This window comes from Agrobacterium sp. LR_9 (assembly GCF_041954855.1).
In the GTDB taxonomy this organism is placed as follows: domain Bacteria; phylum Pseudomonadota; class Alphaproteobacteria; order Rhizobiales; family Rhizobiaceae; genus Agrobacterium; species Agrobacterium leguminum.
The window spans coordinates 1-19064 of sequence record NZ_JAVAYA010000030.1 but is presented as its reverse complement, the minus strand read 5'-3'; the positions used below and the strand labels follow the sequence as shown (position 1 = coordinate 19064).

The following is a 19064-nucleotide window of genomic DNA, read 5'->3' as shown; positions in this document are numbered from 1 at the left end:
AGTTGCAAGCGTGTTTTATGACCTAAATGCAGGCCCGCGAGACTCGAAATTCGATGTCGGACGGCGGTCTGGTTAAAACCAGCGTGAAATGCCTTTTGGTGGCCGTTTACGGCGAAATTGCTTGGAGTATGGCGTTCGGGGGGAGGGTACGTGTTGGACTCCACGCGGGACGGCCGTGCATGATGGCCAAAAACACAGGCCGCCAAATCAGAAACACCGGATAGCCATCAAAATGGCAGATGCCATCTTGGTGGCTATGTCGTTCTAAGTTAAATTTGATCCAGAGGAAGGAGCACTTAATGGTAACCTCGCAACTATCTGTCCGCAGTTCCAAAGCGCGCGACCTTGCCCATAAGCTCGCCCGCCGAGAAAATCGCACGATTGCCGACATCGTCGAGCGCGCGCTCGAATCCTATGAGGCTCGAGAGGCGGGACGCGAACCCGCTGCGAACTTCTATAGCCGTCTTTCATCGCAGTCGGGTACGGATATCGATTTCGACAGTATCATCAATGAAAACAGACGCGCTCACAAAAGCGTAGAGCTTTGATTTTTCTGGACACGAATGTGATGTCTGAGACTTTCAAGAAAGCTCCCGATTCTGCGGTCATAGCATGGCTGGTTCGCCACGATGCCGAATTGGCATTGCCGACGGTTGCAGTTGCTGAGTTCGCTTTTGATATTCAAAAGATCAGGCCGGATCAGCGAGCAGATCGCTTGGAAGAGGGACTTGTGAGCTGGCGTCGCCGGTTCTCCGACAAGATGTTTGCCTTCACGGAAGAAGCAGCATTGGCCTATAGCGATATCATGGAAGACGCTGCGCGGCAGGGGAGGAGGATGTCGGCTCCGGACGGCATGATCGCGGCGATAGCGCGGATCAATGGTGGCCGGTTGGCGACCAGAAACCTCAAAGATTTCGAAACAACGGGACTCGAATTGATCTCGCCTTGGCAATTCTAACAGTGATATCGGATCCTACAACAATCGGGCCGCACGCCCGCTTCGCCTTGTCGCGTTGTTGTAGTAGCTGGACGCCTGTTGGACTGATCAATGGCGCGAATGTTCTATCGCCTCAGGCAGCGGAATGCCGCGATCGGCGGCCTCCGTCAATATCCTGACCGCAAACCGTACGCAGAAAACTCCCCGGGCCCCTGATTTTGAAGAAAAACAGGGGCTTCGGCAAAGCTTGGACACTCCGTCCTACCATGAGATCGTTAGCGTTTTTGGGAGAGTGTCCAAGGCATCTACGGTCTCTCTTCCAGCCTTCCTTTCTTGGCAGACACGAAAAATCAACGTCAGGTCATAAATTCGGGTGATGTAGGCTTAAAGTTGTATGTCGGTTAACTTTTTTCGGAATAATGTACAAATGCCCGTGGCGATGATTCGAAATAAAACTGGGTCTGGTATGGTTTGCAGCGATAGTATTGGTGGGGAGGTTGTTGACCTCTTTTGTGGTGTAGGCGCGCTGAGTCACGGGCTGAAGCGAGCGGGGCTCACTATCAAAGCCGGATACGACACGGACAGAAGGTGCCAGTTTGCATTTGAAACCAACAATGAAGCGAAGTTCCATGCGCGCGATGTCGCAAGACTAACTCCTGAGGAAATTCGAGCGCACTTTACCGGAAGCAGGCCATCGATTCTAGCGGGCTGTGCACCATGTCAACCCTTCTCAACGTATAAACAACGATACGACGAAGACCCTCGATGGGATTTGGTTCATTCGTTCGCCTCACTGGCGGCCGCGGTCAAATCTGACTTTGTCACTATGGAAAATGTCCCGGCGCTAGCAGAGGGTAAAAAGGAGTCAGATGGCAATCAGTCACTATACCGGGACGCCGTTCGTTACAAGCCTGCCCGCAATGCCGTCGGCCATACTGGTTTATTGAGCCAAGTCGCTAAAAACGACCTCAATACGACGCATGAGAACATGAAAGAGAGAATTAGAGCTTTGCTATCCAAGCCGTGATTTTCACGCGGTTTTTATCCAGGAGGCATGAATTGAAATTAACAAAATCACTCGTCAGACGTGGTGGGGCGACTGCAACGACATGGACCCGGGAGCGCGGCTCTACTGTGAAAGTTGTCCCGTTTTCTGAGGGCTATACTGACTATAAAAAGGGAATAATTATTACCACAAGTATCCCGTCGAAGGGCGGTGGGGTTACAGAGGTTGAGATTATTAGTTCTTCTGAAGTTTTCGGATCAATTGTGGAGGCGATGATGCGGGCAGATCAAAAAAGTACCACAGAAGCTTTTGCAAGGGCGGTGCTGACGGTGGCAAAGAACTAGCGCCATTGAGGCGCTGCGTTGTGAAGCGCAATGGACCCCGATGGAAAGCCTTAAGACAATCGCTCGGCACCTTTGGTAGCTTCGTGAATGGCTATGATCGCCGGACCTCCGAGCCAACCCTTGATCTTACCTCTCTTTCTAAATCGGAATGTTCGCCGCAATCGCAACGTGCCGGACCGCGATATGGCAAGAACAGTATTTGACAGTTGTTTAGCGACATGACCGAGAGAAACAATGAAAATAAAAAAAATTCAAATAAAGAACTTCAAAGCTGTCGCCGACGCGTCTATTGAACTTGCCGACTTCACCGCCATAGTCGGCGCCAACGGTTCTGGGAAAAGCTCCGTTCTTCAGGCGATGCATTGGGTATTTCAATCCAGCAGGAGCCAATCAGTTAGACCTGAGGGCACTCAAACGAAGGGGCGGACTCTCTCCCAGAGAGACGCAACGTATATGCCTTCTCAGAGCTATAGCCGTGCAGCGAACAGTTATGACTACGGCAATACCACTGGCACGCCTCAGCTTGATCTCTATGTCGAAGCTGAGTTGGACGACGGCAGCCCAGCAAATGCCCATCTTTGGCTGAAATCTGCGCGTAATGAGGGTGTGTTGGTTCATGTCCCCGCATCCAACCCGTTCACAACTGCGCTTCGCGATGGTCGGGAGTTCACGGCCTACATTCCGGGGCTTGCTGGCATCCCGTTAGCAGAAGAGAAAAGAAGTCCGGCCATTGTGCATCGGCTAGCGGCGGCCGGAGACGCTAACACGGTTCTCAGGAACATCTTACTGTTGTTAAAGGAAACCCAGGTCCAAGGTGTCAATGGTTTGAGACTGCTCGAACAATATCTGGGGCAGGTCATGGGAGGCGTTACACTCGACATTTGGTTTAATGAGCGACACGACTCTCAAATTGGTGCTCAATTCCAAGCAGGTAACATGTCAAGCTTCAAGCCTTTGGAGCTTGCGGGTATTGGGTTTCTACAGGTCACTCAAATCTTTGCATATCTTTTGTATTTTCAGCCGCGTTTGATTTTGATCGACGAGCCTGACGCCCATCTGCATCCTACTGCCCAGGAACGATTGGTTACAGTTTTGGTAGAGGCTGCAAGTTTTACTCAAACACAAGTGGTAGTAACGACGCATAGCCCCTCCGTGGTAAGAGCCCTTCCTGCTGATGCAAAAGTGATTTGGATGAAGGACGGCGAGCCGCAGCCAGACGGCGATACGGAGGGACGCCGTCTTATGGGCTGGGGACTGCTGGACCGACGCGCATTATTGATCACAGAGGATGAGGACGCAGGTATGCTGCGAACTATTTTGGCGCAATGGCCCCATCTTGACAGGCAAACCGCGATCTGGCCAGTCCGTGGTTCAAGTAAGGTACCGGAAGCAGAGGTTATAAACGATTTTATCAGCGCCTCAGCTGACAGCCTCAAAATCATAGTCCATAGAGACCGCGATTTTCTAATGCCGAATGAGATTGATGCGCTGAAAGCCCCGTATGAGACGCATGGCCTGGCATTTTGGTGCACTAAGTTTTCTGACGTCGAAGCCTATTGGGGAAATGAAGCTGTAATCGCAGACCACTTCGACATTACTATCCTTGAAGCTCAAGCCCTACTTACAGATGCCTGTGATTTGTGCCACAAAGAAGAGAAAGCGCAGAAAAAACGTCGTAAGAAGCGCAACGATATTGCCACCAAATTGAATAAGCAAGGCGATTTGCCGCAATATGCCGACGATGAAGTGCTAGCAGAGGCCACTATCCACGGTCCCCAGTATTCAATTTTAGGGAAAGACCTTAGAGATGCAATCCGTACGGCCGCAGAAGCCCGAGGCTACCAAAATCGAACTTCTTTCTCGCGGGTGATACCCTTTAATCAAAAAGGACAGATTGCGACCGATCTACGGGATTTACTTATGTCGATCATGCAATAAAGAATATTCGGGAGCTCTAAAGTTCCCCGTGTTCAGTTGCAATATGATCGTGCTCCGGTTCGGCTCTTTACCGATTATGCAGCCAAAACTGCTCCGCATTGCCCGAAGCAGTGAATAGATGGCGTGGTTGCCGCTCTACCCACCCGGCACGTTCTGTCAGAGGATGGTCGGGTTAAATTCAACGGGTGGAAGGATGGCAGCATGACATACGACACGATGATTGGGATCGATCTGGCGAAGAACGTTTTTCAGGTTCACGGAGCTTTGCTTTCCGGAGAGGTGACGTTCCGGCGGAAGCTATCCCGACAGCATTTTCGCAGATTTATGGCCGGGCAAGGCGCTTCGATCGTCGTGATGGAGGCGTGCGGGAGTGCTCATTACTGGTCACGCGAGATGACGAAACTCGGTCATGAAGTGCGGCTGATAGCGCCACAGTACGTTCGTCCGTTCGTGAAGCGTCAGAAGAACGATGCCGCTGATGCCGAAGCGATTGTCACAGCCGCACAGCGACCTGGGATGCGCTTCGTTACGCCGAAGCTCGAGGAGCAACAGGCACAGGCGCTTCTTTTTCGTGGGAGAGAACGACTTGTACGTCAGCGTACTGAGTTGGTAAACGCATTGCGATCAGCCCTCTACGAGTTCGGGCATCCAATTCCTCCGGGCATTGGGCAGCTTACGCGGATTGAGGCGATGGTTGAGGCTGAGAACAGCGATCTGCCAGAACTGGTTCGCGACGAATGCCGCGATCTTCTGCTGCAGATCGCCGAGAAGACGCAACGGATCGAGGTGAAGACAAAACAGATCGGCGCTCTGGCATCACTGACTGACACAGCACGCCGTTTGCAAACAATGCCAGGCATTGGACCAATGAGCGCGTTGGCTGTTGAAGCGTTTGCTCCACCCATGGAAAGCTTTCGGCGTGGGCGAGACTTCGCGGCTTGGTTAGGCCTGGTGCCACGGCAGCATTCGTCGGGAGGAAAGGAGCGGCTCGGACGAATATCAAAGGCCGGACAAGCCGATATACGCGGGCTTTTGATCATGGGAGCGATGTCGCGCTTGAACTGGCTCGGGCGGAGAACGATCCTGGAAAGGTCTTGGCTATCTGGAATGCTGGCCAGGAAACCGAGAATGCTTGTGGCTATCGCGCTCGCGAACAAAATGGCCAGAGCGATCTGGGCCATGCTGACAACAGGCAAGGATTATCAGAACCCGGCACAGACTGCTGCTGCGTGACAGAGGTGTGGCACAAGGTAGTTTAGAGCCGGTGACGGAGGTGTGAGAAAGTCGACGACCCATATGGGCAAAATGATCGAACAGATCTGGATCAGGAAAACCAGTTCGGGGCATAGAGCCAATCAGCTCGCTGAATAGATTTGGACCTGATCCGCTGATAACCATATCGGCCAGCGGCTTCTAAAGTGCCGCGTTTAAAGGCCTGACAGAAGACCGCACTCGATCACACCCAATGGTTCAGAAACTTCTTGCATTACGGGCGGCAACCACAGAAGCCCCGAGTTTCGTAGACACCCTCGGGTTAAATTTTCTGCTGCTGACCTTGCCCCCAAGTTTTATCCAGTTTTGAGTTCGCTCCAGCGCTTTTTGAAGTGCTCCCCGATTTTGGGCCAACGGGAGCTGGAATTTTCCGGGGTTATGGCTCATGTCGGCGGTGGTGCCGATGAGCCGCTCATGAGCGAAATCGGCACTTTGTTGCCGATCGCGCTGTGTGGCCGGAACTCATTATACAACACGACGACAGAACACCCACGGGACCGAGGTTCGCGAGCTTTTGTATCCGTGGCATCCCTGGTCCGGGCGGCTCGTTCACGTCCATGAGGCGCTATCCAAAGGGACGCATATTTTCCGCTGCAGTCTTTCTGGTGCTTCCTCTGATCGACTTCTTGAAGTCCCGTCTTGGATGTTCGACCGATCTGTGAGTGGAACCTGGCGCAGCCTGTCGGTTCCGCACGTCGATCTCGCAAGCCTGCATATTTTGGCAAGATTGTTGAAGGACGCTGATGCCTCATCGCAATCTTCGGTAATGGGCGCAGCATTGGTCTCTCACGAAACGAGTCGGAGAGATGTTCATGCCTCGCCAGCCCATGACATGCCAGTTCGATCTGTTCTCGGCCCCGCAGCGGGGGAAGACGGCAGGGACGCCGCAATGGCCGGAGTTGCCGGAGGAAACCCGCCAGGCACTGACGGTTCTCATCGTGCGACTGTTCGTCGATCATGCAAAGTGCGGACATGCCTCCCAACAGAAGGAGGCCGGTCATGATGCATGAGAAGATCGGGCCGCATCAGAGAGAGCAGCGCCCTCCAGTACGCCATGCGCGACCGGCTGGCAGCGCTTGGATGGTCACAAATAGACACGGTGGATGACGACCTTGGTCGCTCGGCCGCCGGCGGCGTGATCCGCGCTGGATTTGATCGGATGGTGGCGGAAGTCTGCCTTGGCAAGGTTGGCGCCGTGGCCGCGCGTGAGGTATCGCGCTTCGCCCGGAACAGCCGCGATTGGCAGCAACTCATCGAGATGTGCCGCGTTGTCGATACGGTCCTGGTCGACCAGGAAGCAGTTTATGCGCCCCGCCAGGGCAACGACCGCCTGCTCCTGGGTTTGAAGGGCAGCCTCAACGAGTATGAACTCGATCTCTTGCGTCAGCGTTCCCTTTCCGCCCGCTATGAGAAGGCTCGCCGCGGTGAACTCGTCGTCACTGTTCCGGCCGGCTTCGTAAAGGCCGGTGACAGGATCGAGAAGGATCCAGACCGACGCATCCAGGAAGCCATCGCACTCGTCTTCAACAAGGTCACCGAACTCGGGAGTGCCCGGCAGGCCTTGCTATGGTTCCTTGAGCAGGGGTTGGACCTGCCCGTCAGGTGCGCCAACGGTGACGTCATCTGGCGCAGGCCAAATTATGCCACCATCCACCGAATGATTGCGAACCCGATCTACGGCGGCGCTTATGCTTATGGCAAGAGTCGCTCCGTGCCCCGATACGATGGCCGATCTGGAATTCGTCACAAGGCGCGTGATGAATGGTTGGCGCTGATCCCGGATGCACATGAAGGTTACGTCAGTTGGGAACGGGCGGAGGAGATCCGCAAGATGTTGAGCGACAATGTGCCAGCCAGCCGCCACCACGGGGCGCCGAAGCACGGCGACGCTCTGCTTGCCGGCCTTTTCCGTTGCAAGAGGTGTGGTCGAAAGCTGACCGTCCGGTACACCGGAAACAAGCATAACATTCCGCGCTATTCCTGCTGGCGTGGTCTGCTCGATAATGGTGAGCCTCGCTGCATTGCTTTCGGCGGTCTGCGGGTCGATGATGCGATCGAAGAGGCACTGCTCGGCGTGGTGGAACCAGGAGCTATTGCCGCCGCCGTCGAGGCGGAACGTACTATGGCCAGCCAACGCGATCAGGTTCAGGATGCCTTTCTGCGTGACCTCGAGGCGGCGCGCTACGCCGCCGATAGGGCATTCCGGCAATATGACGCGGCCGATCCGGAGAACAGGCTGGTGACCTCGGAGCTCGAAGCACGCTGGAACAAGGCGCTCGCTCGCGTCGGCGAGATCGAAGCCAGGATTGCCAAACATCGGACAGTTACGCCACAGCCATTCCCCATGTCCGCCTCACAGGTAACTGACCTTGCGGGGAACCTTCGCACCGTCTGGACAGCCCCGACAACAGATACAAGGCTAAAGAAGCGCATCGTGCGCACGCTCATCAATGAAGTGGTCGCCGATCTCGATGATGGAGCCTCTGAGATCGTACTCGTCATTCATTGGGTTGGTGGCGTCCACACAGAACTGCGCCTGCCGAAGCGGCGCCGAGGACAAAGAAACGCGACGCCTGACGACATTGTCGACGCTGTGCGACAGCTCGTCCTTATTGCCAATGACGATGTGATTGCCGGTGTCCTCAATCGCAACGGACTGACGACCGGCAATGGCAATCGCTGGACACGGGAGCGGGTCACTGCGCTGAGGTCATATCGCAAGATTCCAGTCTTCCGCCCCCAGATCGACGGGGTCGAGCCGTGGCTTAATCTGGGCGGTGCGGCGAAGTTGCTCGGGATAACGCCAAAGACACTGCGTCTGGCGGCTGAGGCTGGCGAGATTGAGGGAACTCATCCGCTACCCGATGGCCCATGGATCTTCAGCCGTTCAAAACTCGCGACCTCACAAACACGTCAGATCCTCGATCGGGTCCGGCAGACCCCCCGACACCCCACAGGATCGCATCCAGATCAGGAAAGCTTATTCCCTTCAACAACATAGAAAGATGGGCGTTATGAAACAGGATTGTAGTCTCTACGCCAATCCTCCATCTTTGCCCGCGCGTCGTCAAGGCTCATGAACCAGTGAGCGTTCAGGCACTCGGCGCGGAACTTGCCATTAAAACTCTCGATGTAGCTGTTGTCGGTCGGTTTGCCTGGCCGCGAGAAGTCAAGCACGACACCTTTGTGATAGGCCCAGAGGTCAAGGTCTCGGGAGATGAATTCGCTGCCATTATCCACACGTATGGTCGCCGGATATCCGATCTGTCGGCAGACCCGCTCCAATGTCTGAACGACATCCTCGCCTTTGTAGCTAAAGCGAGCATCCACCACTGGCGAGAAGCGAGAGAAGGTATCAACAACCGTCAGAACCCTGATCTTGCGACCAGTGGCCAGTTGGTCATGAACGAAATCCATCGCCCAGACATGGTTGGAATGGCTAGGCTCCGTGCGGTCAGCCCGCAGCTTCGCCTTGACCCGGCGCTTGGGAACCTTGTTGCGGAGCTGGAGGTCCATCTCCTTGTAAAGACGATAGATTCGCTTCGGGTTCACAGACCAGCCTTTACGCTTGATAAGGATATGCACACGCCTGTAGCCGTAGCGTATCCGCGTCTGGCAGATGTCCTTGATCTTCAGCTTTAACTCGGCCTGCTCGCCACGCCTGGACTTGTAGACATAGAGCGACCGGTCGACTTTCAACACCGAGCATGCACGCCGGATCGAAACCTTCCAGTCCGCCTTGATCGTGTCGACAAGCTTGCGCTTGCGGGCAGGCCTCAAAGCTTTTTTGAAAGCACATCCTGCAGCATGGCCTTGTCCAGCGACAGGTCGGCAACAATCCGCTTCAGCTTGGCATTCTCCTCCTCAAGCTGTCGTAGCCGCTTCATCTCCGAGGGCATCAAGCCCGCGTATTTTTTGCGCCAATTGTAAAACGTCGCGTCCGAAATTCCCGCCTTGCGGCAGACCTCGCCGATGGGCGTTCCATCCTCTGCCTGCTTCAAAACAAACGCGATCTGCGCTTCCGAAAACTTCGAGGCCTTCATCGAATTCTCCTCTTCTTCCCACAAGGAATCATAAGTGGAAAATTCCAGTTCTAAATGGCCTAATTTATTGGGGGCACGTCAAAGACGCTGCACCTCGATGCTAACCTGATGGATATGATAGCAATGATTGAAATGCGTTGCGAAACTCGATCTGCGGTAATCTCGGTGAAAATTGTGCCTAGGTCGAATGGCACCTGACCCCTACCGCGCCTTTCCAGTGGAAGGACAGCGAGCAGAACAAGATCATGCAGGCGCTTGATGCTCTCGCGTTCAAGAACGGCCGCCCTGCGAAACAGAATTGTCGTGCCACGGGTCGGTCCGAGCATGACTGACGAGGACATCAAGAAGGAATGGGAGCTGGATTATCTCACCACCGACATCACGAGGACAGCTACGATACATAACCTTTGACGCCGCCGCTAAGGCGCTATCCCAATGGCAACCCTCCGGGCCGGAATTTCAAAATAAATGCAAGCTATTCAGGCGATATGCGAAGCACGGCCATCGCTGGAGGTGACAGATCGCGTTCTGGCTGTACTTGACGTCCTGGTAACTCTCTATCCAGCCGACGAGCTATCCGGTGAGCGCGGCCTGATCGCATTCCCGTCTAATACGCGGCTGTCGATCCGCGCCCGCGGCATGGCCGCCGCGACGGTACGACGGCACTTGGCAGTCCTCGTGGACGCCGGGATTGATGGTGGGGAAGGACAGCGTCATCGAGAAACGCTACGCGCGCCGTGGAAGGGAAGGGCAGGGGAGGTGGAGGAAGCCTTGGGCTTTTCGCTCGCCTTATTGCTGGCACGGTCGGCCTAGATCGAGGCTCGTGCCGCCCAGCGCCTAGAAAGCGAGAACAGCTACGGGTCACCAATCAGCGCCCGGCCGTTTGCCGACGTGACATTGCAAGGCTGAGTCGCCGCAGGCATCGGCGACGAGGGTCGGGGCTGGGAGCAGATTTCGGTGATGTCGAAACCAATGACGGCACGACATCCGAGCACGCCTTGTATCGACGAACTGACATTCATGGGTGTCCGCGATCGCCCCACCGTGGTTAGCATTGATGCATTCTAGTCCGCGACAGAACTTGGCACTATGTGCTGGTCCCTCAACGACGATCCTACGCGTCAATTGTCACCTACGATTCTGGCTCGGTACAGCCACCAGTGTCTCCTCGACCGAGGGTACTCGCACGGTAACCTGCGCTCCGCCTAGAATTCACGGTCCGTTTGACTTCAGCTTGCCTGGAGGAACAATTTTTGTTCCCACCCGCACTTATGTTGCCTCAACATTACCCAGTGGCTTTGACGTTGTGGCCCCCGGCACGCAGCAGAGCCATTAGGACCGGACCAAGTGAAAATTCGTCTCGCTTAGCTTTGCTTGTCAAATCTCTGAGATATCCGCCCGGTGAATTAATGTGACCACCGCGCTCCAAAATGCAGGCAATCGTCACCGCCGCGTTCTCTGGGCCCATTGCCTCGCAGGCTTCCTGATATGCAGACGGGCTGACCCCAAGCATGGACCTGACGACCACTGCGGCTGTCATGAGTTCACGCCAGTTCCGAATTTGACCATCGGGCCCATAGTTTGAAATTTCGGGGCAGGCCCGCAGCACAAGTCCGATTGAGAAAGCCTTGATCGGCACATGCTGGGGCTGCCTGTCCTCACTCGGCTTCGCTCCCTGCTCTTTTTCAGAGCGAGGTTCAAGTTCAGTAGGAGGGTTGGTATTTGAATTCTGTATGTGACGCTCAATTTGAGCACCATTGGCGTTCATTTTTGACGAAAAGTCTTCGGAATTCAGGAGTTTGACGACATCCTCACGTAGACGGCTCATCCTGAGACCTAGGTCCTTGAGTTCAGCCAAGGTGGGATTGCGCGGCGTTTCTCTCACGATCGCGATATAGCGCTCCTCTATTTCGTCCCAATCGCCTGCTGCCCCTTCTTCAACAGCTGCAGTGATCAGCTTGCGGATATCCCGCCGGCAGATCGTCAGATTTTCCTTTGCCTGTCTAAAGGCGATCCGATCGGCGGCAACCTGCTGGGCGAGGCACGCAAGCTCCTCAGCTCGCATAAGAAGCGGTGATATGTCGAATCCGTACGCATGCTCGATCGAGCCATCGTCGCCTTTTCTCGCGTAGCGTTTCCCGTTGGCGCTATCCTTGCGGATAATCAAGCCGGCATCAACGAGGGCCGCAAGATGCCGACGCAAGGTCGCGCCTGCAATGCCATGGGCACGAATTGACAGCTGAATGTTCGAGGGAAAGACGACGAGCTGCGCGTCTTGGCGCAGTTCGTTCTCCGGATAGAAGCTCAAAAGCGCATCGAGAACCGCGAGGCTGCGATCCTGCAGACCAAGCACCTCCCGAGCTTCAGATGCATCGCGAAAAACCTTCCACTTGTTTGCGGATTTACCTTCCTCGATCCTGCTCGTGGCAATTTGCCGCCTCACAAGCGCAAGGGTAACCTGTCGCCGCCCAAAGGGCGTCGTTACTTGTCCACCTTCCATGTCCTCGCCTCTCAAAAGGCAAAAGAACAACGCTCACCAAAACGGTGCCAAAGACTCTTGACTAGGTAACATGGAAATGCGATTCTCTAGTTCTCACACAACGAGAAGGGCTTCCATGACGGCAACGTTTCGGGGGCCTTTTTCTTTTGCGCGTTTTTCCTTCCTTAAAACCGTTCGAAGTCTGCTTTTCTGCTTCGTTTAAATCCTTGATCGCTCGCTGGCGAACCGCTTGGCGAGCGCGGGTAGCTCCGCTTCGATGAAACTTAGGAATTCCGCGCCGGCCGGAGAGTGCGCCAAAATGCGGATATCCTTGCTTGTGCGCAGGAGGCTGCCAAGCGTCTCGCCTGCGGCTCCTGTAATCACCTTGCCAGCCTTCTGAATTTGCGCTGCAGGTTTCAGGGCATTGAGTGCTGCCAGAAACTTCTGATCTGATCCCACACGCTTTTCCGACGCGGAGGACAGGGCCTTGCGCAGTTCTCCGTGGCGGTCAGGCTGTTCCGAGAATGCTTTTGCAAAATCCGCCCATCGCGGACGACCGACCTTCGCCGCCCGGCCGATTGCCTCGATGAGGTCGACGGGAACGGCGCGGTAAACCGCCCGCATTCGCGCTAGTTCCGGATCATCGATTGACAAAGCTGCCTTGATATCACGGGGCTTTACACCGGCATCGTCCATTCGCTGCGCAAACAGGGCGCGTTCAATCCATGTCAGATCCTGGCGATCGGCATTTTCAATACCCTGCGCAATGACGAGTTCGACGTCTGAAATCTCGACTTCGATTGCCTTGACCGGAATACCGAGATCCCTGGCTGCCTGTAGTCGGCGATGGCCGTAAATCACCTGATATCGCCCAGGGAAGGAAGGCGACTTGCGGACCTGGATCGGAACCTTCTGACCCTCTGACCGGATGGAATTCCTGAATGTCTCGAAGTCCGACGCGTCGTCGTCCGGGAGACGATCGGGAAAAGGAGACGGGTCGACCTTCGAGGGATCAAGTTCGCGGATTGCGCCGCCGCCCGCTTCAACGAGGGCTTTCAGACGATCCCGCTCCGATTTGATGTCGTCTATTGCCCTGTGGGCCGCACCTATTACGCCGGCGCCAACGCGCGCAGGTGCTGCCGGTTGCTGCGGGGCCGGAGGGGTATCAGTCGACAACCGGTTTTCAAGCTCCGCCGACAGAAGGCCAAAATTTGCGACGATGGATTTACGCGATGACTTATTTGTCATGTGCGTCCCCAGCTGGTGTTGATGAGTTTCACGATCGCTTCGTTGACGGCGTCAACTGCCTCACGAGCACGCTTGTGCGTATCGCGGCCGATCTGGCCCATTTCGAGCTCGTAGATTGAGCGCTTTGCAAGTCCCGCCGCCTCGACAGCCGTACTTTCGATCAGGGTCGGCAAAAGCACATCGGTTCCGAACAAATGACGCATCAAAGCCACCACCTGCGATTGCGGCGCGTCGTTTGGATCATGACGGGTCACGAGATAGCGAATAAAGTCTTGATCGAGCTGCGCTCCATTTTCATTCAGAACGCTGATCAGATCACCCATCATCAGCAAGAACTGGCTCATGGAGGCAACATCGAGCATGGCCGGGTGCACAGTGATGATCATGCTGGTCGCGGCGTAGATCGCGCTTAGCGTCAGGAACCCGAGAGATGGCGGAGTGTCGAGAATGACGACGTCGTAATCCTGGTCGACCTCGGCAAGGGCGAGCTTCAGACGCTCGAAGAAGATTGCTCCTGAACCGGATTTTTGCGCGAGAACCCTCGGTGTCTCATGTTCATATTCCATGACCTCGAGGTTGCCGGGTATCAGATCGATGCCCTCGAAATAGGTCTTTCGAATAATGTCGCGGATCGATCGGCGCTCGGTGTCGTCATAACGCAGCGCTGCATAGATGGTCTCATTTGCGCCGACGTCAAACTCCGGCTGCGCTCCGAAGAGAGCCGAAAGCGAGGCCTGCGGGTCGAGATCGAGGGCAAGGACACGATAACCCTGCAATGCCAGGTAATGAGCAAGATGCACGCAGGTCGTCGTCTTGGCACTGCCGCCCTTGAAGTTGGCGATCGCAACGACCTGCAGATGCTCGCCCTGACGACGGCGCGGCAAAAACCGCAGTGCCTCTGAAGGCTTCTGGCTTGCGAAGAAGTCACGCAACTCGTTAATCTGTGCAAGCGTATAGACCCGATGATTGTTTTCCAGGCGGCCAGGGATCGGGCCTCGCCCTTCACTAGACATGAGTTTGAGGGTGGAATCGGGTATGGAGGTGAGCTTGGAGACTTCATTGGTCAGGAAGGGCCGCAAACTTTTTTCCGACTTCGGCGGATACATGCGTGTGCGAAGTTCCTGCAATTGCTGCGACAGAAGGCTTGCATGGCGCGCGATCTTGCTGCCTGCATCTTCCTTCCGAATATTCGCTGTTTCTGCTCGTTCCGCTATCGCCATAATTTCCTCTTGGCGGGTCATTGCCGGTTTGCCGACCGTTGTCCGCTAAGGATACATCACGATTCTGCATTTACGTCCAGATCAACCAGGCGAAAAGATGCCTGATGAACCCGGAGAAAGCTGTAAAACCCGAATTTTTATAGTGTAACTTCTGACACTTACGCGAGAAAGACGAGCCCATGGACCTCGATCCACTTTGACTTTTCGTTCGTCGCATAGCGGGATCGCAGCTCCCCGATGTGCGGCTAGAGAGAATTGCAAAGATTCGAAGTCCGAATCGGCGCACCCGGGTGCTGCCTATCAGCACGGCAAAACCTTCACTCGTTCACGACAAACTACCATGGTGACAGCATGACTAAAGTTCACCATCTGGGAGACAGTCCTTGGGATTTAGTTTGTCGGAGGGTCTCCGTCTGCTTTACCGCGTTGGCGCTGCGCTCATGTGCGGCCAGTTGCTGGCCGGTGCGCATGAGGCTCCAAGCGGATTGAACATCGGCCTTTTGCCGTGGGTTCATGCCCGATGTGACGGTGCGGAGGTCTCGCCGCCCGCGTCTTTGGCTGCGAGGGGCAGGAAGGTTCGTTCGCCGAAACGTTCTTAGATCGCGCGCGTAAAGCCTTCCAGCGCTGCCTTGATCATCTTGTCGGCAAACGCGAACCCCAGCTCGGACGGAAGATCGTTTCGATCGATGGATTCCTGGACACGCGCGAAGACGCTTTTCGCAATGGGGCGATAGGGCAGGGATGTCTATCGATACCTGTCTGCACGTCGATAGCTCCTCTCCCAGCATGCGCGCCTCCAGCTTGCCGCGCTGGCGCAGATAGTCTGCCAGGCTGGCAGCGAGCGCGGGCGCATTGGCAATCGCACGCTCCCGGTCGCGCTTGTCGGCAGCCCTGGAGAGCATGCCGGTCTTTCCCTCGAGCGGGCCAAAACTCTCGGGCTTGTCAGCGATTGTCTGCAGCTTGGCGGCGGCACTCGCTTTATCCACCAGCATCTTGCCAACATCGACGGCTTTGAAGGCGGTTTCAGGGTTCGCCTAACCGGGCTGCGAGTTACTTGTTGTCAAGTTTTTTGATCTATGGCACCGCCGCCGCCGAACAAGCTGATTTGATAAGTGTTTTCGTATATTCACCAGAAGGCCGGTCGAAGATCGCGTTTGTCTCTCCCCCTCGACAATCTTTCCGCTTCTTATGAAGATGACGTAATCTGAAATGGCCTTGATGACGGACAGTATAAACTTTCAGCTATCAAATCACCGAGCGCTCAACGTGTCTCAGGTCAAAACTTGCCCGCGAGTTTTTGTGGAGCGCTCGCTTTGCACGATGTTCTGCAGAATCTTGATGACGTCTCGCAAACACTCTCCGCCATCTCATCGACTTCAGCGCGGCGATTCGCGCGCGTCGAGCTTCGGGCATGTAGCGCGATATATGGCCTATGCCCTTACATACAAATGTGGCGGCAAGGTTGAAATGTTCGCCAGCTTCAAAGCAGAAATGTCCGCATGTCACCACCCGCAACCGACCGGACCAGCTGGGCCGGGTTGCAAGGGGAGGGAAGGGGCGGGTGATGGAACATCCTATCGGCTTTAGCTTCCTCAGTCGCGATGACTCCTTTGCGCCAACAGCGGTCGTGAGGAGCTTGCAATCAGCGTCAACGAGCGGGAGACAAGCGGATCGGTGTCACCTTAAGCTTCGAAAGTTCGGTGCACGTGGCCCGAAGATCCTCGATGCTGAAAGAATGCCGTGTGCCGTCAGGAGCTTCACAAGCGATCACCGCGTTGCCCTCGGTCCATGGATCCGCGTGCATCGAATAGATGCAGTGCGCGAGAAGGTTTCGGACGCGAGCGACTTTTTCGACTGGTTCGAGTAGCTCATGGGCTCGCTCTGGATAAGTAGACTGAATGTGTGTCCGCCAGTGGGAAATCACAGGGCCCTTCAAGACCTGGTTTTGAAGTCCAGCTCGGTTCAGGTGTTCTCTAATGCTGTTTTCGAGGAAACACCAGCAAACCAGCACCTGTCCAATCTCGTACGTGAGATCCTTTAACGTAGGGTGGATGGCTTCTGATGTGCTCATGTTACCTTTCTAGCTGACATTCTGCCCCCCGAAAAGTCGTGGGAGAGAACCCACCCGGCTACATACAATGTCAAAGCTGATTAGAGATGCGACGCAGCTGGCCTGTTAGAAATGCGACACTGGCCCCGACAATCAGCCCCCGACCGGACCGGCTGGGCCGGGTTGCAAGGGTAGGGAGGGGGCGGGTAATGAAACTCCCTCTTCGGCTTTAGCTTCCTTCGATTGTCACCCCAGAGGGAGACAATCGAGGAAGTAACCACGCTGCCGTATAAGGCATAGACTTGCGCGATCTTTTTGACAAACCGTGCTTTTCTATCTGAGAACTCGCACCGCCATTTAACGGTCCACGACCGCTCTGAACGTGATCTCAACGAGCTGTTGGGGAAAGGCGAGGCGCGTCACACCAATGATGTTGCTAGCCAGCTGAGGGAGTTCGGAACCGTAGACTTTTTTCCGGATTTCAGAGGCGGGGCCGAAGGCTGCATCGACGTCCAGTACGTAAAGTGTCTCTTCAACCACGTCGTCGAAAGTTGCGCCGAATTGTTGAAGGAGGACGCGGGCGTTCTCATAAGTTTGGCGAATCTGAGCTTCCATGGTGTCGAACGAAACTGGCTTTCCAGTGGCATCGATTTCGGCAGGTGCGACCAAATTCCCTTGGCTATCGTGGCTCAGCTGACCGGAAACATAGATCGTATCCTTAACCTTGACCGCTTGTGCGTAGCCAAATGCTTTTTCCCAGGCAACGCCGTGGTTTGCAGATTCAACGCGTGGTGTGTTTGCTTTGTTCGTCATCGTTGGCTCCTTAGAGAAATGTTTAGAACCCGAAACTGAACGAGTTTGACTGTCTCGTAAATTGCAATAAATCTGACGAGTGTATTGCGTTTGACGCAATGAATGGAGCCTTCTTTGTTGACCACGCGACATGGTGGGCGATGCGCTATTCCTGCGGATTGCTCGTCCGGCCAGATATGACGGTCTCTCTACAACCTTGATTACGACGTCTTATGACAGCAATGGGCCAGCTGCAGTCGTCCGCTTTTGGCCGGAAGTGGATCATTCAGCCTCATCTATTTGAGCAAGAGCCTTTTGCCGTCTCGCAATGACGTCCGGATCATTCATGAAATCCGTGCGCGGACCGGGTTTGCGGCCTCTCGGCTTGTAGCCGATCTTCTCACTGTTGGTCTTTGGCGCAGGTGCGTGGTCTCGATCTTGCTGCTCCTTTATGTAGGCCAGCACTTCTCCGAGACGCTTGTTCTCGACCACAGCCGCATGGGTCACGCGCTGGTCCTTGTCGAAAATCTTGTAAGGCAACGAGTGACCTTTCCATCGAATATCCAGTCGTCCATCAGCGTATGCGTATGTCTCGACATACTTTCCAACTAGGCCGCGCGTGACGTTGTTCTCCTCAAGCATGATGCGTTTGCGCTCATAGGAGAATGAAAGCTGTGCGCCGACGTGTCTTTGCTCGCGTTTGCAAAGCATGTCATTCAGCCTGCTTGGCGCCAGATTGACAGGCCGATGGAGGTCGTCGGGGCGGGTAGGGGTCACCGCAAAGCGGTCATTGTATCGCTCGATGAAGGCTGGCAGAAACGCATTGCCGGTCTCCATGTCACTGATATTGGCAAGCCTCAATTCCTTGACCAGCCGATCCTGCAATGTCCGGTTCATGCGCTCGACGCGACCTTTGGCCTGGCTGGAATTGGCGCAAAGGATCTCAATGTGCAGCTCCGATAGCGCACGACCAAACTGCGTCATGCCTTGCCCGCCCTTGGCGTCTTTCCGGGCGACACGAAAAACGGAATGTTTGTCGGAGTAAAAGGCGATAGGTGCGCCATGCTCTTCAAGGTAAAGCGAAAGCGCCTCGAAATAGGTGAAAGCGCTCTCCGACCGAACAAACCGCAGCTGCATCAGCTTTCCGGTCGCATCGTCGACGAAGACCAATAGCGAGCAGGCGGGCCCACGATCCTCAAACCAACGATGCTCGGAGCCGTCTATCTGGACCAGTTCACCATAGGCCTCTCGTCGCAACCGCGGCTGATGAAACGTCCTCCGCTGCTTCCTCGAAAGCCATAGACCGGCATCCTGCATCCACTTGCGCAAGGTCTCGCGTGAAACCGTCACGCCGTGCTCTTCCTGGAGCTTCTCGGCCGCCAGCGTTGGCCCGAAATCAAGGTAGCGTTCTCGCACCAGCATCAAAACATAATCACGGACGCCGGTGGCTATTTTATTGTTTGACGGCCGACCGATCGCTTTATGCCTTATCGAGGCAGCGCCGGCAGCCTCAATACGACCAATCAATCTCTGAATATGCCGGACGCTGATTGCCAGTACATGCGCCGCTGCGACAATGGTCATGCGGCCTTCAACGACTTTCGACAAAACCTCGATCCGCTGCAAATCGCGCTCGCTCATGGTGATCAATCCCATCTGCATCTCCCAGACGTCAATCAGATCCGGGGAGTGTGACATTCCAACTTTGCAGAAACAGGACATTCTAACTTTGCGG

14 protein-coding genes and 3 pseudogenes are annotated in these 19064 nt (G+C 55.2%); 9 read left to right on the top strand and 8 right to left on the bottom strand.

Going from position 1 to position 19064, the window contains the following annotated elements; genetic code table 11:
* The first annotated feature begins 299 nt into the window (after positions 1-299).
* Together RAC79_RS22945 and RAC79_RS22940 are read left to right on the top strand one after the other, a co-directional pair.
* Positions 300-548 carry a type II toxin-antitoxin system VapB family antitoxin gene (locus RAC79_RS22945; RefSeq protein WP_374997568.1) on the top strand — a complete coding sequence of 83 codons (249 nt, stop codon included), beginning with the start codon at positions 300-302 and terminating at the stop codon, positions 546-548.
* Entirely contained in the window at positions 545-958 is a 414-nt protein-coding gene (locus RAC79_RS22940; RefSeq protein ID WP_374997567.1) for a PIN domain-containing protein, read from the top strand. The genes RAC79_RS22945 and RAC79_RS22940 overlap by 4 nt, the downstream gene beginning before the upstream one ends.
* Before the next feature lie 15 nt (positions 959-973).
* Here RAC79_RS22940 and RAC79_RS22935 read toward each other — a convergent pair.
* Positions 974-1146: pseudogene (locus tag RAC79_RS22935) on the bottom strand (integrase); the annotation flags it as partial.
* A 185-nt stretch (positions 1147-1331) separates the two neighbouring features.
* On the opposite strand from RAC79_RS22935, the gene RAC79_RS22930 reads away from it, so the two are divergent.
* From RAC79_RS22930 to RAC79_RS22905, 6 genes are all read left to right on the top strand, one after another.
* Positions 1332-1964 carry a DNA cytosine methyltransferase gene (locus RAC79_RS22930; RefSeq protein ID WP_374997566.1) on the top strand — a complete coding sequence of 211 codons (633 nt, stop codon included), beginning with the start codon at positions 1332-1334 and terminating at the stop codon, positions 1962-1964.
* 32 nt (positions 1965-1996) lie between these two features.
* Positions 1997-2287, top strand: coding sequence for a hypothetical protein (locus RAC79_RS22925; RefSeq protein WP_374997565.1), 291 nt, complete (start codon positions 1997-1999; stop codon positions 2285-2287).
* Positions 2288-2521: 234 nt separating this feature from the next.
* A complete protein-coding gene (locus RAC79_RS22920; protein WP_374997564.1) occupies positions 2522-4225 on the top strand; it encodes an AAA family ATPase in 1704 nt (567 codons plus the stop codon).
* A 201-nt stretch (positions 4226-4426) separates the two neighbouring features.
* Positions 4427-5458, top strand: a complete 1032-nt coding sequence (locus tag RAC79_RS22915) for an IS110 family transposase (protein ID WP_374997563.1) — start codon at positions 4427-4429, stop codon at positions 5456-5458.
* Between the two features lie 851 nt (positions 5459-6309).
* Positions 6310-6507, top strand: a complete 198-nt coding sequence (locus RAC79_RS22910; RefSeq protein ID WP_041936667.1) for a hypothetical protein — start codon at positions 6310-6312, stop codon at positions 6505-6507.
* Positions 6504-8498 (top strand): recombinase family protein, encoded by a 1995-nt coding sequence (locus RAC79_RS22905; protein ID WP_374997562.1) that lies wholly within the window; start codon positions 6504-6506, stop codon positions 8496-8498. The genes RAC79_RS22910 and RAC79_RS22905 overlap by 4 nt, the downstream gene beginning before the upstream one ends.
* 23 nt (positions 8499-8521) lie before the next feature.
* On the opposite strand, the pseudogene RAC79_RS22900 reads toward RAC79_RS22905, so the two are convergent.
* Positions 8522-9540, bottom strand: a pseudogene (locus RAC79_RS22900) (IS3 family transposase); the annotation flags it as partial.
* A gap of 468 nt (positions 9541-10008) precedes the next feature.
* Here RAC79_RS22900 and RAC79_RS22895 point away from each other — a divergent pair.
* The gene (locus RAC79_RS22895) at positions 10009-10353 is read left to right on the top strand and encodes a helix-turn-helix domain-containing protein (RefSeq protein ID WP_374997561.1); all 345 of its coding nucleotides are present in this window, start codon (positions 10009-10011) and stop codon (positions 10351-10353) included.
* A gap of 472 nt (positions 10354-10825) precedes the next feature.
* Here the strand turns inward: RAC79_RS22895 and repC are convergent, their stop codons facing one another.
* The 6 genes and pseudogenes from repC to RAC79_RS22865 form a co-directional block, all read right to left on the bottom strand.
* Positions 10826-12040, bottom strand: coding sequence for a plasmid replication protein RepC (gene repC / locus RAC79_RS22890; RefSeq protein ID WP_374997560.1), 1215 nt, complete (start codon positions 12038-12040; stop codon positions 10826-10828).
* Positions 12041-12238: 198 nt separating this feature from the next.
* Positions 12239-13267 carry a plasmid partitioning protein RepB gene (gene repB / locus RAC79_RS22885; RefSeq protein ID WP_374997559.1) on the bottom strand — a complete coding sequence of 343 codons (1029 nt, stop codon included), beginning with the start codon at positions 13265-13267 and terminating at the stop codon, positions 12239-12241.
* On the bottom strand, positions 13264-14487 hold the full coding sequence (gene repA / locus RAC79_RS22880) for a plasmid partitioning protein RepA (protein WP_374997558.1): 1224 nt from the start codon (positions 14485-14487) through the stop codon (positions 13264-13266). The genes repB and repA overlap by 4 nt, the downstream gene beginning before the upstream one ends.
* Before the next feature lie 362 nt (positions 14488-14849).
* A pseudogene (locus RAC79_RS22875) lies at positions 14850-15509 on the bottom strand (BID domain-containing protein); the annotation flags it as partial.
* Between the two features lie 1385 nt (positions 15510-16894).
* Positions 16895-17350, bottom strand: coding sequence for a Rid family hydrolase (locus tag RAC79_RS22870; RefSeq protein WP_112540347.1), 456 nt, complete (start codon positions 17348-17350; stop codon positions 16895-16897).
* A 261-nt stretch (positions 17351-17611) separates the two neighbouring features.
* Positions 17612-18985 (bottom strand): ISNCY family transposase, encoded by a 1374-nt coding sequence (locus RAC79_RS22865; protein ID WP_112540359.1) that lies wholly within the window; start codon positions 18983-18985, stop codon positions 17612-17614.
* Positions 18986-19064 lie beyond the last annotated feature (79 nt).